Raw genomic sequence first — 14,322 nt, forward strand, 5'->3', positions numbered from 1 at the left:
GGATCTGGGCTTCGCCGTCGACGAGGCCGAGATCACCTGTGGGGCCTGTGCGCGGAGTGCCGGCGGGCCACCGGCGCCTGACCCCGTTCAGCGTGCGCGGGGGAGCTGTGCCACATGGTGGCGCGGGACCGCGCGGACCGTGTCCGCATCCAGCCGGTCCGGGTGGAGTGCCGCACTGAGGGCGAGGCCGTCGAGGACGGCGGCGAGGTGTTCCGTCGCCACCGGGTCGTCCACGCCCAGGCGGCGCAGCAGCCGGCCGTCGATGTCCCGCAGTCGTCGTGGAGTTCGACGGCGATCGGGCCCGGCGTGGGGTGTGATCGCGGCCACCGAGAACTCCAGCCGGACCACCGCCTCGTCGGCGCGTGCCGGGGCGAGGGGCAGGAACTCGCCGGCGATCTCCTCCACGAAACGGCGCGGATCGCGGTCGTGGCTCTGTTTCTCCAGCCGTGCCGGCACCCGTGCCGCCACGCGGTGCGCCGTCTCTCGCGCCGCGGCGCCGAGCAGATCGGCGTGAGAGAAGCCATGGAACCGTCCCGCACCCGCCGCACCGGACGCCTGACGCGTCTGATCCGGCTCGCCCTCGACCCCGGCATCGTCTCCCTCGCCTGCTACGGCTGCGTCCTCGCCGGACTGGACACCCTGCCCGCCCTGCCCGCCGCGTCGGAGGTGGCCGCTGTCTGGGTCGGCGCCACCGCGCTGCACGACCGCCGGGGCGACGCCCCGGCCGTCGCCGTGCTGCTGATGCAAGGCCTCTCGGCGGCCTCCGCCGCGCTCACCGCCGAACCGCGCGTGCTGCTCCGGCGGGACCCGCTGGTGAGCGGCCTCGCGGTCCTGGTGTTCCTGAAGCCGGATGCGCGGCACACCGGCCACCGGCCACCTGGCCGGCCGGCTGCGCGGGCGCCCATCCGCTGAGGCCCGGCTGCGTCGCGCACACCATACCCAGACCCTGGTCCTGGGCGCCGGGCTGACCGCCGAGGCGCTGGCGCGTGTCCTGCTGGTGTTCGTGCTGCCGGTGTCCACCGCCGCCGCTGGAGTACGTGTGCTCGCACCGCTCGTCGCCTGGGCCGCGCTCGGGCGCCGCCGGATCCTGGCCGACGCGACACCGGGCGGCCCGGCCCGGCCGGGCGCGGTCGCACCCGCCCCCGGAGAGGCGTGCTGTGGCTCCGGCCGGGTCGGCAGTGACGCAGGTCACCCCGGAGTCCCGGCCGATCGAGGAATGCGCATCCGGTCCAGCTCGCTGCAACGTTCACGGGGGTGTGCTGGGCAAGGGCGCTCGGCGCGACCGGTCCCGGAGAACGAAGACATCTCCCGGACCCGTCCCGCTCCCCGTCCCCGGACCGCCGTCCCCGAAAGGTTCGCTCACCCACCATGCCTTTGGCCCTGCTTGCCCTTGCCGTCGTCACGTTCGGTATCGGCACCACCGAGTTCGCCACCATGGGCCTGCTGCCCCAGATCGCCGACGGGGTCGGTGTCTTGGTTCCGCACGCCGGCAACCTCGTCTCCGCCTACGCCCTGGGCGTCGTCGTCGGCGCGCCCGTGCTGACCGGCATCGGAGCGCGGATTCCCCACAAGCGGCTGCTGCTCCTGCTGACCGGGCTGTTCGTGGTGGGCAACACGGCGTCCGCGCTCGCCCCGAACTTCGGCCTGCTCTTCGCCGCGCGCTTCCTGGCCGGACTGCCGCACGGCGCGCTGTTCGGCGTGGGCGCCGTCGTCGCCTCCCGGCTGGTGGCTCCCGAGCGTGCGGCACGCGCCGTCTCCAGCGTCTTCCTCGGACTCACCGTCGCGAACATCGTCGGCGTCCCCGCCGGTACCGCCCTCGGCCAGCACCTGGGCTGGCGGTACGCCTACTGCGCGGTCGCCGTCATCGGTCTGGTGGCGCTCGCCGCGCTCGCTCTCCTCGTGCCCCACCAGCCGCGCGGCCCGCAGGCGGGGGTCCGGCGGGAACTGCGGGCGATGGGCAACCGGCAGGTCTTCATCGGCCTCGGCACCGCCGTCGTCGGGTTCGGCGGCTTCTTCGCCGTCTACAGCTACCTCGTCCCCATGCTGACGCACCTGACCGGGATCTCCGACGCCTCGACCACCTGGGTCCTCGCCCTGTACGGCGTCGGCATGACCCTCGGCACCCTGGCCGCGGGTCCCCTCACCGACCGGGCCCTGCGCCCGACGCTGTACGCCGGGATCATCCTGCTGGCGGCCGCGCTGGTGACGTTCTACTTCACCGTGCACAGCACGGTCCCGGCCCTGGTGACGGTCACCTTCATCGGCGCGATGGGCGCGCTGATCACCACGCCCGTCCAGATGCTGCTGATGATCAACGCGAAGGACGCCCCGACGATGGCGGCCGCCTCCAACCACTCCGCCTTCAACCTGGCCAACGCGGCCGGCGCCTGGCTCGGCGGCGTGGTCATCTCGGCGGGCTGGGGCTGGGCGGCCCCCAACCTGGTCGGCGCGGCCCTGGCGATGGCAGGCCTGGCGCTGGCCGTCACCGGCGGTGTCCTGGACCGCGGCAACCGCCCCTCGAAGGTGATCACCTCGCAGGAGGGACACGCTTCGGCGGCCGTGGGCGAGGACGCCGGGGACCGCGCCGTCGAGGACCACCGCCCGGCCGGCTGAGCGGTGCCGGGCCGGCCGAACCGCCGGATCAGGCCGGGGTGTCGCGCAGTTCCACGAGGGTGGACGCCGTCAGCCGCAGGGGCGCGTCGGCCGGGTCGACGAGTACGACCGTGCAGGTCGCGGCGTGGGCGAGCGCGGTGGTGAGACTGCCGTCGGTGAACTGGGCGAGCGGACCGCGCGGCGAACGTCCGACGGCGACCGCACGGGCGTGGACGTCGGCGGCGTGGCGGGCCAGCACCCGCCCCGCCGCGGCGTGATCGCCGACGCTGTCCAGGACCTGCCCGGTGGCGGGGAACCCCTGCGCGGCCAGCCGGTCCAGATGGGCGGTCACGGCCGCCCGGGCCTCCTCGGCGGTCTCGGTGTCCGCGGCCTGCTCCTCGACGACGGCGGTCCGCTGGACGTGCACCACCTCCAGCGGGCTGCCGGTGTCCCGGGCCAGCCGGGCGGCCGCGTCGACGATGGCCGCGGCCCGCTCGTGGTTGCCGACGGCCACGACGACCGGTCCGGTGCCGTCCGCGGCCCGGCGCCCGACGGGCGTCAGGGCCGGGGCGACCGGCTCCCCGCCGCCGAGGCGGGACTCGGCCTCGCTCAGCAGCCGGTGTCCGCTGGCCAGGACCGGAATGGCCAGCAGGAAGGTGCCGGCGCCCAGGTAGAACGGCACGCTCAGATCGGTGGCGTCGGCGAGCTTGCCGGCCACGTACGGGGCCAGGCCGCCGCCGATGAACCGCAGGAACCCGTAGGCGGAGGAGGCCACCGGTCGTTCCACCGGGGAGACCACCATCACCGCCTGTGTGGTCAGGGTGTTGTTGATGCCGATGAAGATCCCGGACGCAATGACGGCGACGATCACGACCGTCGGCGTGTCGACCCCGGAGGCGATGACGGCCATCACCGCGCCGAGGCCGACGAGGTTGGCGTACAGCACGGGCGCGGTGCCGAAGCGGGCCTGCAGGCGCGGCGCGAAGAAGACGCTGAAGGCGGCGACCAGCAGACCCCAGCCGGTGAAGACGAGTCCCAGCTGATGGGCGTCCAGCTCCATCGGGTAGGGCGCGTAGCCGAGCATCGTGAAGAAGCCCCAGTTGTAGAGCAGGGCCATGATGCCCATGGTGAGCAGACCGCGGTGACGCAGTGCCGCGATCGGTGCCAGGGGCGAGGTGCGGCGTTCCGGCTTGGGCGGCGCCGGCACGAAGGCCAGCGTGGCGACGAGCGCGATCGCCATCAGGACGGCCACCCCGAAGAAGGGACCCCGCCAGCTGATGGCGCCCAGCTCGCCGCCGAGCAGGGGGCCGACGGCTATGCCGAGGCCCAGGGCGGTCTCGTAGAGGATGATCGCGCCGCCGAAGCCGCCGCTCGCCGAGGCGACGATGACGGCCAGCGAGGTGGCGATGAACAGGGCGTTGCCCAGCCCCCACCCGGCGCGGAAGCCGACGATGCCGTTGATCGAGCCGGACGTGCCGGCGAGCGCGGCGAACACCACGATGATCGCCAGCCCGGTGACCAGGGTGCGTTTGGCCCCGATCCTGCTGGACACCCAGCCGACGATCAGCATCGCGACCGCGGTCACGATCAGATAGCTGCTGAACAGCAGCGAGACCTGACTGGGGGAGGCGTGCAGACTCGTGGCCAGGGCGGGCAGGATCGGGTCCACCAGACCGATGCCCATGAACGAGATCACACAGGCGAACGCCACGGCCCACACGGCCTTCGGTTGCCTGAACGGGCTCGCGGTCCTCGGGTGCGAAGCACTCATCAACGGTCCTCTCTCCGGATGCGGACGGACGGGACAGCCTGGGGGAGGCGTCGGGGGGTTCAGCCGCGGGCCCGGCGCTCCTCGATCGCCCGGGCCAGGGCGGGCAGGGCGAGGCGGACGGCCCGCTGCTCGGGCTCGGTCAGCTCCCCGATCAACTCCCGCAGCGCGTCGGCGCGTTCGGCGCGCCGCTGCCGGAAGACGTCGAGGCCGGCAGGGGTGATCTCCACGAGGACGCCACGGCCGTCGGTGGCGTCGGCGCTGCGCGTCACCAGCCCCGCGCGCTCCAGCCGGCCCACGAGCTGGGTCATCCCCGGCTGTGAGACGCCTTCCGCGCGGGCCAGTTCGGTCAGCCGCAGCGGACCCTCGCGGCCGAGCCGGGCCAGCGCGGAGGAGGCGGCGGTGCTCAGCCCGCCGGCCGTGGCGCTGTGCCGCACATGGCGCACCAGCTGTTCCACGGCGATCATCAACTGCTCCGGCGACCCCGCGACGCTCTCCATAACGGCATTATGCATCTAGGTGTAGTGTGAAATAAAGGCTGTGGGGCGGGGGACTCCCGCCGGACGCCGGGGCTGCCGTCCGGCCCGTCACAGGTCCACGCGCACGCCCCAGCCCTGTTCGAGTGCCACCTCGTAGGCCACCCGGACCGCCGCGACGTCGAGAGCCGCGTGGCCCGTGGACTTGAAGACGGTGAGCGCGTCGGTGTCACCGTCCCGGCCGGGACGGGTGCCGTCCAGGACGGACCCGAGGAGGGTCAACGCCCGTCCGGGGGCGAGGTCCTGGAATTCATGGGCGCCCGCCGGCGGGGGCGAGCCGGCCGCGCCGGTCCACTCGGCGAACAGGATCGCGTCCCGCACGGTCCCCGCGTCCAGTTCGGGTCCCCGGGAGCCGCCGACGGACGAGACATGGGTGCCGGGAGCGAGCCACTCGCGGCGGATGACGGGTGCGGTGGCGCCGGTGCAGCAGAACACCACGTCGGCCGCGCGCACCGCGTCCTCGACACCGCGGGCGACCCGGGCGCCGGGAAACAGCGCGGCCGCCGCGCGGGCCCGCAGCGGGTCACGGCCGGCCACCGTCACCCGGGCCCCCGGCAGCACCGCCGCGAGCAACGCCAGCTGGGCGCGTGCCTGCGCGCCGGTCCCGACCACGGCCACCCGGCCGAGGCCGGGCCGTACCGCCAGTGCGAGTGCGCCGCGGGTGGCGACCGCCGCGGTGCGGACCTCGGTCAGCGGCTCGCCGTCCACGAGCGCCAGCGCCCGTCCGTCGTGCTCGTCGAACAGCGCCACCAGACCCCGGTGGAAGCTGCGTCCGGGGTGGCCGGGATCGGCGGTCACGGTCACCAGCTTCGCGGCCGCCCCGAGCCCCGGGACCCAACCGGGCATCGCGCCCAGCAGGCCGGTCGGGGTCAGCGCGGCGATCCGCGGCGGGACGGAGACCTCCTCGTGGGCGACGGAGACCAGGGCCCGGCCCACCGCGTCCAGGACGGCGTCCGGGCGCAGCGCGGCGGCCGTCTGGCGGCGGTCCAGAACCAGCATGCCGCTCACCGGCCCGCCTCCGGCGCCCCGGCGGTCAGGGCCGTCACCAACTCGTCGGTGGCCGCGCGCAGCTCCCGCTCCACAAAGGCGAGTCCCGGCCCGTCGAACTCGGCGTCCGGCCCTACGACCGTCACCGCGCAGACCGGCGCGCCGGGGTCGGCCACCACCGCCCGGCTGACCGAGGCGACCAGCTTGTCGTTACGGCCGCGCTCCACGGCCGCACCGGTCCGCTCCACCTCGGCCAACTCCCTTGCCACGTCGGCGGCGTTCTCGGCGAGTCCGGCCAGCCACCTCCTCCTCGCGTCCGGTTCCAGCGCGGCGACCAGGGCCAGCGGCCCGGCGAACCGCCGGAGCGGCAGCAACTCGCCCCGCAAGTGGCTGATCATGGCAAGCCGCTCGGGCCTGACCACGTCGATCACCCGGGCGCCGCCCTCCTCCAGCACCTGGAGGTTGACCATCATCGAGGTCGCGGCGGACAGCCGTTCCAGTACCGGACGGGCCAGCGCGGTCAGCGAGTTGCCCGCGGCCGAGGCGGACATCCGGAGCACGGCGGCACCAGGCAGATAACGGTCACCGGCCCGCAGTACCCAGCCCCGCCGGACCAGGTCCAGCAGGATCCGGTAGGCGGTGGCGCGGTGCAGGCCCACCTCGGCGGCCAGATCGGTCAGCCGCACCGGGTGCGGTGCGCGGGAAACGGCCTCGACCAGGTCGAGCGCCTTGTCCACGGCGGACCTGGACGGTGCCGCGGCATGGGGTGCGACGGGCATGACGGCGGTTCTTCCCTCTCGTCCACGGTGCGGCCACGGGCCGGGGCGTCCGGGCGGTGACCTGTCCGGTCCGGGTCCTTGCGGTGATCCGCCGGTCACGGAGTACAGTACCTTGCGTTTTCATCACACGATACAGCTGTTACGTAGAGCGTAACAGCACACGATCTCGCGGACCGAAGGTGACCATGACCGACCTGCCCCCGGGTGCTCCGACCCCCTGGGCCGCACCACCCGCCGGAACCGTCACGGTCTACCGCGGCGCCACCCTCTTCGACGGCACCGGCGCCCGGCCCCGCCCGGACACCACGATCGTCACGGACGGCGCCCGGATCCACACCGTCACCGGGGACGGCGACCCGCTGCCCCCGGTCGCGGCCGGCGCACCCCGAGTCGACCTCGCCGGGCGGTTCGTGGTCCCCGGCCTGATCGACACCCACCAGCACCTGGCCACCCCGCCGGACCGGCCCGTGGCCGAGGCGGTGCTCCGGCGCCTGGTGCACAGCGGGGTCACCGCCGTCCGCGACATGGCCGACGACCTGCGGCAGATCGGCGACCTCGCCCGGGCCACCCTGGTCGGCGAGATCCCCGGCCCCGACATCCGCTACGCGGCGCTCATGGCCGGGCCCTCCTTCTTCGACGACCCGCGCACCCACGAGGTCTGCCGGGGGGCCGTGCCCGGCGCCGTCCCCTGGATGCAGGCCGTCACCCCCGGCACCGACCTCACGATCGCCGTCGCGCTGGCCCGTGGCACCCACGCCGCCGCGATCAAGGTCTACGCCGACCTGGACGCCGCGACCGTCGCCGCCGTCACCGCCGAGGCGCACCGGCAGGGCATCGCCGTCTGGGCGCACGCCGCCGTTTTCCCGGCCGGGCCCGGCGACGTCGTCGGCGCGGGCGTGGACAGCGTCTCCCACGTCACCCTGCTCCCCTTCGAGGACCCCACCGAGCCGCTGAGCAGCTACCGGACCAAACCCCCGGTGGACCACGACCGTTTCGCCGCGGGCGACGACGCGAAGCTGGACGCCCTCTTCGCCGAGATGCGCCGCCGCGGGACCGTTCTCGACGCCACCGCGTCCATGTGGACCAGCGACGAACTCCGGGGAGACACCGCCGAGTCCGCCGAACGCGCCCGCCGTAACGCCGAGTTGGCAGCCGCGGTCACAGCACAGGCGCACCGCGCCGGAGTCGGCGTGTGCACCGGCACGGATGTCGAGACCGACCCCGCCGACCCGTTCCCCGCGCTTTACGGCGAACTCGCCTTCCTCGTCGACCGATGCGGCATCCCCGCCGCCGACGTCCTGCGCTCGGCGACCCTGGTCGGCGCCAGGGCCGCCGGCACCGAGGCGGACATGGGCAGTGTCGAAGCCGGCAAGCTCGCCAACTTCGCGGTCCTGGACGAGGACCCGCTCCGGGACATCGCCAACCTGCGCACCCTCACCCTCACCGTGAAACGCGGCCGCCGCTTCGACCGCGCCGACTTCGAGAAGGACGCCCGGTGACCGCCCTCGCCCACCCGATGATCGTCAACGCGCTGGGACAGCTCGACAACCCCAACACTCCCGCCGCCCGGGCCGCCGCCACGCAGCTCAACCCCGACAGCGGTCAACTCGCCGTCGACGCCCGGGCGATCGCCGAGGCCAGGGCCTCCGGCCTGACCGCCGTCAACATCACCCTCGGCTACACCATGGGCGACCTGCCGCCGTACGAGCACACACTCGACGAGATAGCGGTCTGGGACGCGATCCTCGACGCCCACCCGGCCGACCTGCTCAAGGTCCGTACGGCCGCCGACATCCGACGCGCCCACCGTGAGCGGCGGATCGGCGTCATCTACGGCTTCCAGAACGCCGTCGCCGTCGGCGAGGACCCCGCCCTCGTGGACAGCCGTGTCGCGGGCTTCGCGGAGGCCGGTGTGCGGATCGTCCAGCTCACCTACAACCAGGCCAACCACCTCGGTGACGGATCCATGGCCGCCGCCAACCGGGGCCTGACCCCGTTCGGCCGCCGGGTGGTCGACGCCCTCAACGACCACCACCTGATGGTCGACCTCTCGCACAGCGGGGAGAACACCTGCCTGGACGCGGCCCGGTACTCCCGGCAGCCGGTGTCGGTCAACCACACCGGCTGCCGTGCCCTGGCCGACCTGCCGCGCAACAAGACGGACGAGGAACTCCGCCTGGTCGCCGACCGGGGCGGGTTCGTCGGGATCTACTTCATGCCCTTCCTCAACCCGACCGGGCACGCCACCGCCGCCGACGTCGTGGACCACATCGTGCACGCCGTCGACGTCTGCGGCGAGGACCACGTCGGCATCGGCACCGACGGCAGCGTCACCGCCGTGGACGACCTCGACGCCTACCGCGCGGCTCTCGCCGAACACGTCGCCGCCCGCCGGGCGGCCGGCGTCGGCGCGGCCGGCGAGCGGGCGGACACCTACCCCTTCGTCGTGGACCTGCGCGGCGTCGAGCAGTTCCGCGACCTGATCCGCCTCCTGGAGAAGCGCGGCTACCGCTCCGGACGCATCGAGAAGATCCTCGGCCGCAACTTCCTCGACTACGCCGACCGTGTCTGGACGGCCTGAGGACCGGCCGCTCGGCGGAGCCGGGGGGCGGCCCGACCGACGCCGGCTGCGTCACCGCTCCCGCTCCGGGCGACGGCGGCGGCCCACGCCTTCGGGTGGCCGTCGGCCGGCGCGTTCCCCGACGTCTTCCGGCGGCCCGCCGGTCACACCCCGGGGTCCTGTCCGGCGCGTGACGGCCACGGTGACCCGCGCGGTGGCGGCGGGCCGCTCCGGCCGTCACCGGCGAGGGACCGGCGGCCGGCTCCGGTACGGGCGTTCACCCGCGGGCCGGCTCCACCTCCCGTGCCTGCCGTGCCTCCCGCGACGAGCGGGCCGCGGGGGTGGCGAACACGGCGGCCACCACCAGGGCGAGCACCAGGATCAGCGCGTGCCGCAGCCCGAAGCGCTCACCGAGGTAGCCGAGGGAGGGCGGCCCCACCAGGAAGGCGACATAGCCGACGGTCGCGGCGAGCGCGACGCGGGCGGCGGAGCCGGTACCGGAGTCGCCCGCCGCGGAGAGCGCGACGGGGAACCCGAGCGACGCCCCGAGACCCCACAGGACAGCGGCGGCAGCCGCCACGGCCTGGTTGTCGACGAAGATCACCAGGGCCAGTCCCGCGGCCCCCACGAGCGCGCTCCCGCACAGTGCCGCCGCCCGTCCGAACCGGTCGACGAAGCGTCCGCCGACGAAGCGTCCGAGGGTCATCGCGGCCGCGAACACGGCGTACACCGCCGAGCCGAGTGCGGCGTCGAAACCGTGACCGTCCACCATGACCAGCGGCAGCCAGTCGTTCGCGGTGCCCTCGGCCATGGCCAGGGCCAGGATCACGCAGCCGATGAGCAGCAGCGCGGGGTCCTTCCACACCGCGGCGGCCCGTGCCGTGCCCCGCTCGCGGGGCTCGGCAGCCGTCCGCCGGCCCACCTCGGCGGGGACGCTCCGGATGACCAGGGCGAGTGCCGCCAGGACCACGGCCGCGACCGTGACGAGGTGGACGAGCACCGGGAAGCCGACCGCCGTCAGACACATGCCGGCGACCGCGCCGACGACGGTACCGAGGCTGAAGAAGCCGTGCATGGCGGGCATCGTGGAGCGGCCGAGCAGCCGCTCCACCTCCGCGCCCTCCACGTTGAGGGCCACCTCGCCGCCGCCCATACCGAGACCGAACAGTCCGAGGCCCAGGGCGACACCGAGGTCCGCTCCGGCGCCGGCTCCGACGCCGATCAGGGCGGCACCCGCGGCGATGGCCGCCGTGCCGGCGAGTACGACGAGCCGGGCACCCCAGCGGGCGACCAGCGCGCCCGAGCACAGGATGCCCGCCATGGAGCCGACCGAGAGCCCGGACAGGATCAGCCCCATCTGCGCGGTGGAGGCACCGAGCAGGTCCCGCACGTCCGGGGTGCGGGTGACCCAGGAGGAGATGGTCAGGCCGGGTGCGAAGAACAGGACGAAGACGGCGGTACGACGCCGGGCGGGGTCGGCGGTCATGGGTGGTGGCTCCAGATGTGCCCGATGGGTCCCTGCATGAGTCTGTACGAATGTACACACTGCGCTGTACGACCGTACACACTCGGGGCCGGTCGGCCCGTGGCAGATTGAGGGCGTGACCGGCACACGACGCGAGATCCCGAACGACCCCGGACGCAAGGAGCGCATTCTGGATGCGGCCCTCGACGTGATCGCCGAGGGCGGGGTGCACACGACCACCCATCGCAAGATCGCGGCGCGGGCGCAGGTCCCGCTCGGCTCGCTGACCTACTACTTCGACGGCATGGCGGACCTGCTGGCACAGGCCTTCGCCCGCCTGTCCGACACCATGTCCCAGCTCTACCGGCGGAGTCTGCAGTCGGCCGCCTCCAGGGCCGACGCCGAGGCGGCCGTCGTCGAGCTGATCTGCGGACCGGCGTACGCCACGGAACGCGACATGACGCTCATCTTCGAGATGTACGCGTACGCCAACCACAACGAGGCGGTGTCCGCGACCACCCGGACCTGGCTCGAACGCAGCCGGGACAGCCTCGCCCTGCACTTCACGCCCGGCGTGTCCCGGGCGCTCGACGCGCTCATCGAGGGCTGGCCGATGCACCGCGCCTTCGACGAGGCACCCCTGGACCGGCGCCTGGTCGCCGAGACCGTGCACGCGATCGTCACCGCCGCCCCGAGGCTCACCGCCGGCGGCGCCTGAACCGGGCCCCCACCCCACGGCCTCTCAGTGGACGACGTCGGCCAGGTGAGGGACGACGCGGGTCAGCCGGACCACGCCCCACGCGATCAGCCCGGCGCCGAGCAGCTCGGGCAGCAGCCACCAGCCGGTGCGCACCGACTCGCCGAACAGGGCGACGCCCAGGAGCAGGCTCACCGCCGCGTCGCCGATCGTCAGCGCGGGCTGGGAGGCGACGAGCGGACCGGCCTGCAGCGCGTTCTCCAGGAGCAGCAGTGCCGCGATGCCGGCGAGCGCGAAGCCGTAGGTCTGCCAGGTGGTGAGGAAGGCCCGCAGGCCCGAGTCGGCGAGCCGGCCGGTGGCCGACTTCATCAGCGCCGCCGTCAGCGCGTTGCCGACCGCCGCACCCGACGCCAGGGCCGCCGCCCGGAACAGCGGCGACGACGAGGACCGTTCGAGGACCACGGCGCCGACGATGACGCCCACGGTGAGCGCCAGGGCCGGGATCCAGCGCTGCATGGACGCCTGCTCCCGGCCGCCGGACGGGGCCGCCGCGCCGAGCAGGAGCGCCAGGCCGGCCACCACCACCGCGACCGCCCACCAGCCCTGCGGGTTCGGCCGCCGGTGCAGCAACGGCACCGCGATCAGCAGGGCGAACGGCAGCTCCAGCATGAACAGCGGCTGGACCAGCGCCATCGGTCCGTTCACCAGCGCCAGCGCCTGGAACACCGCCGCCCCCGTGACACCGGCGATGCCGACGGCCCAGGCGGGTCGCCGTGTCAGGGCGAGCAGCAGGCGCACCCCGCCCCTGCCGGGGAGGGCCGATGCCGCCTTGCGCTGGAAGGCCGTGCCCGTCGCATTGCTGACGGCACCCAGGACGGCGAAGAGCACGGCGAGCACCATCATGTTTCCAGCATGCCGTGAGCGGGCGCCGCGCTCTCTTCGAGTCCGTCACCACAGCCGCCCGCGGTCGCCCCAGTCTCCCGCATGCCGGTAGCCGGATTCCGCGGACCAAAACGCCGGGACCGCGCGTCCCCGGGCTCCTCCGGTCAGGCCACCTGGCCACCGTGCAGTGCGCGGTAGGCGCCGCCCCGGCGCAGCAGTTCCTCGTGGGTGCCGATCTCGCGGATGCGGCCGTCGTCCATCACCACGATGCGGTCGGCACCGCGCACGGTGGACAGCCGGTGGGCCACCACGAAGGTGGTACGGCCGCGCAGCAGACGGGTCAGGGCCTGCTGCACCAGCGCCTCCGAGCGGGTGTCCAGCGCCGAGGTGGCCTCGTCCAGCACCAGGACCCGCGGATCGCGGATCAAGGCCCGGGCGATGGCCAGGCGTTGGCGCTGCCCACCGGAGAGCCGGGCGCCGCGCTCGCCGACCACGGTGTCCAGACCCAGCGGGAGCTCGTCCACGAACTCCAGCGCGTTGGCGTCGCGCAGCGCCGCGCGAACCGCCCCTTCGTCGGCCTCGTCCTCCATGCCGTAGGCGACGTTCTCCCGGACCGTGCCGTCGAAGAGGATCGACTCCTGCGGGACGACCGAGACGAACCGCCGGTAGGTGCGCAGATCCAGGCCGCTCATGTCGGTGCCGTCCAGGAGCAGCCGGCCGGCGGTGGGCCGGATGAACCCTATGACGAGGTTGAGCACGGTGGACTTGCCGGCGCCCGAGGCGCCCACCAGGGCGACGGTCTCGCCCGGCACCACGTCGAGGGTGAAGTCCGCGACGGCCTCGCGGCCGGAGTCCTCGTAGCCGAAGCCGACCCGGTCGAACACGACGGCGCCGCGGACGGCGGTGACCTCCGCCCGGCCCTCGTTGTCCTCCAGTTCGGGCGCCTGCAGCACCTCGCCGACCGAACGCACCGACTCCAGTCCCTTGGTGACGACCGGGGCCAGACTCGTGAGCGTCGTCGTGGAGTTGGTGAGGGTGGTCAGAAAGGCGCTGAGCATGACGACGTCACCGGCGGAGACACCCCACACGCCGTAGTACGACACCAGCGCGGCGGCGGCGAGCACCGCGACGCCGATCACGTTGAGGATCACCCAGGCCAGCGAACCGAACCGGCCGTTGACCAGGTCCAGACGCATCCCGGAGGTGAGCAGCCTGCTGAGCGTGCCGTCCATGCGGCGCAGCGCCTTGCCCTCCAGGCCGTGGGCGCGGGTGACCGGGATGAGCCGCGTCATCTCGGTCACCCGGGAGGACAGCGTCTCCACCTCGTGCCGGAAGTGCTCGTTGTGTGCCCGCAGCCGCGACCGGAGCCGGGCCACGAGCACCGTCGCGCCCGGCACCACGACGAGGAAGACGGGCAGGAACTCCGGTGTGCGGACGCCGATGATCACCAGCCCGCCGGTCAGCACGGTCAGCGCGCCCAGACCCTGTTCGGCGGTCTGCTGGACCATCTGCTCGACGGTCTCGACGTCCCGTACGACCTTGGCCTGGAGGACACCGGCACTGACCCGGGAGTGGTAGCCGATGGACAGCTGCTGCATGCGGGTGCACAGCGCGGAGCGCAGCGTGGTGCCCATACGGCGGACGCTGCCGTAGAGGAGCCGCACGTACAGCACGTGCAGCGGGTAGTTGACCAGCAGGATCGCCATGATGGTCCCGACGGCCGTCCAGAGCCGGGAGATCTCCCGGTGCTGCACGACCGTGTCGACGACCGACGCGGTGATCAGCGGCAGGAGCCAGACGGGGCTGTGCTTGACGGTGAACACGAGGACCGCAGCCGTCAGGCTGCGGCGGTCGGCGCGCAACAGGTACAGCAGGGTGCGGACGGGATGTTCGCCCCGGTAGCGGTGGTCGAGCGGGCGTTCCGACGTCGACGCCATCGGCGATGGTCCTCCCTGCGCTTCCGGCTCTCGGCAACCGCTTTCCGCCGGTCACCGTACACCCGGCACCCGCCGGCCACACAGATACGGTCGACCGACCGATGCGGGTGGGGGCCGAG

The 14,322-nt window shown here is 73.8% G+C and carries 13 protein-coding genes; 5 read left to right on the forward strand and 8 right to left on the reverse strand.

What is annotated here, in order from left to right; all coding sequences use genetic code 11:
- Positions 1-87: 87 nt before the first annotated feature.
- Positions 88-468, reverse strand: coding sequence for a TetR family transcriptional regulator C-terminal domain-containing protein (locus ACFXI4_RS31650; protein WP_384997341.1), 381 nt, complete (start codon positions 466-468; stop codon positions 88-90).
- Positions 469-522: 54 nt separating this feature from the next.
- Between ACFXI4_RS31650 and ACFXI4_RS31655 the strand changes: the two genes are divergently transcribed.
- Both ACFXI4_RS31655 and ACFXI4_RS31660 read left to right on the forward strand, forming a co-directional pair.
- Positions 523-912 (forward strand): hypothetical protein, encoded by a 390-nt coding sequence (locus ACFXI4_RS31655; protein ID WP_384997343.1) that lies wholly within the window; start codon positions 523-525, stop codon positions 910-912.
- A 456-nt stretch (positions 913-1,368) separates the two neighbouring features.
- Positions 1,369-2,613: an MFS transporter gene (locus tag ACFXI4_RS31660; protein WP_384997345.1), complete on the forward strand. Its 1,245-nt coding sequence runs from the start codon at positions 1,369-1,371 to the stop codon at positions 2,611-2,613.
- 28 nt (positions 2,614-2,641) lie between these two features.
- On the opposite strand, the gene ACFXI4_RS31665 is transcribed toward ACFXI4_RS31660, so the two are convergent.
- The 4 genes from ACFXI4_RS31665 to ACFXI4_RS31680 all read right to left on the reverse strand — a co-directional run bounded on the left by ACFXI4_RS31665 (position 2,642) and on the right by ACFXI4_RS31680 (position 6,662).
- Positions 2,642-4,363: an MFS transporter gene (locus tag ACFXI4_RS31665; RefSeq protein ID WP_384997347.1), complete on the reverse strand. Its 1,722-nt coding sequence runs from the start codon at positions 4,361-4,363 to the stop codon at positions 2,642-2,644.
- 59 nt (positions 4,364-4,422) lie between these two features.
- Positions 4,423-4,875: a MarR family winged helix-turn-helix transcriptional regulator gene (locus ACFXI4_RS31670; protein ID WP_384997349.1), complete on the reverse strand. Its 453-nt coding sequence runs from the start codon at positions 4,873-4,875 to the stop codon at positions 4,423-4,425.
- A gap of 72 nt (positions 4,876-4,947) precedes the next feature.
- The gene (locus tag ACFXI4_RS31675) at positions 4,948-5,895 is read right to left on the reverse strand and encodes an ornithine cyclodeaminase family protein (protein WP_384997351.1); all 948 of its coding nucleotides are present in this window, start codon (positions 5,893-5,895) and stop codon (positions 4,948-4,950) included.
- 5 nt (positions 5,896-5,900) lie between these two features.
- The gene (locus ACFXI4_RS31680) at positions 5,901-6,662 is read right to left on the reverse strand and encodes an IclR family transcriptional regulator (RefSeq protein WP_384997353.1); all 762 of its coding nucleotides are present in this window, start codon (positions 6,660-6,662) and stop codon (positions 5,901-5,903) included.
- A gap of 185 nt (positions 6,663-6,847) precedes the next feature.
- Between ACFXI4_RS31680 and ACFXI4_RS31685 the strand changes: the two genes are divergently transcribed.
- Together ACFXI4_RS31685 and ACFXI4_RS31690 are read left to right on the forward strand one after the other, a co-directional pair.
- Positions 6,848-8,161, forward strand: a complete 1,314-nt coding sequence (locus ACFXI4_RS31685) for an amidohydrolase family protein (protein WP_384997355.1) — start codon at positions 6,848-6,850, stop codon at positions 8,159-8,161.
- On the forward strand, positions 8,158-9,243 hold the full coding sequence (locus ACFXI4_RS31690) for a dipeptidase (RefSeq protein ID WP_384997357.1): 1,086 nt from the start codon (positions 8,158-8,160) through the stop codon (positions 9,241-9,243). Before ACFXI4_RS31685 ends, ACFXI4_RS31690 begins: the two co-directional genes overlap by 4 nt.
- A gap of 256 nt (positions 9,244-9,499) precedes the next feature.
- Here ACFXI4_RS31690 and ACFXI4_RS31695 read toward each other — a convergent pair whose 3' ends face one another.
- The gene (locus tag ACFXI4_RS31695; protein ID WP_384997359.1) at positions 9,500-10,708 is read right to left on the reverse strand and encodes an MFS transporter; all 1,209 of its coding nucleotides are present in this window, start codon (positions 10,706-10,708) and stop codon (positions 9,500-9,502) included.
- A 115-nt stretch (positions 10,709-10,823) separates the two neighbouring features.
- On the opposite strand from ACFXI4_RS31695, the gene ACFXI4_RS31700 reads away from it, so the two are divergent.
- Positions 10,824-11,405, forward strand: coding sequence for a TetR/AcrR family transcriptional regulator (locus tag ACFXI4_RS31700; protein ID WP_384997361.1), 582 nt, complete (start codon positions 10,824-10,826; stop codon positions 11,403-11,405).
- 24 nt (positions 11,406-11,429) lie between these two features.
- Here the strand turns inward: ACFXI4_RS31700 and ACFXI4_RS31705 are convergent, their stop codons facing one another.
- Entirely contained in the window at positions 11,430-12,287 is an 858-nt protein-coding gene (locus ACFXI4_RS31705; protein ID WP_384997363.1) for a DMT family transporter, read from the reverse strand.
- A gap of 143 nt (positions 12,288-12,430) precedes the next feature.
- On the reverse strand, positions 12,431-14,203 hold the full coding sequence (locus ACFXI4_RS31710; protein ID WP_384997365.1) for an ABC transporter ATP-binding protein: 1,773 nt from the start codon (positions 14,201-14,203) through the stop codon (positions 12,431-12,433).
- Positions 14,204-14,322 lie beyond the last annotated feature (119 nt).

The organism is Streptomyces sp. NPDC059224 (genome assembly GCF_042754285.1).
Taxonomy (GTDB): Bacteria; Actinomycetota; Actinomycetes; order Streptomycetales; family Streptomycetaceae; genus Streptomyces.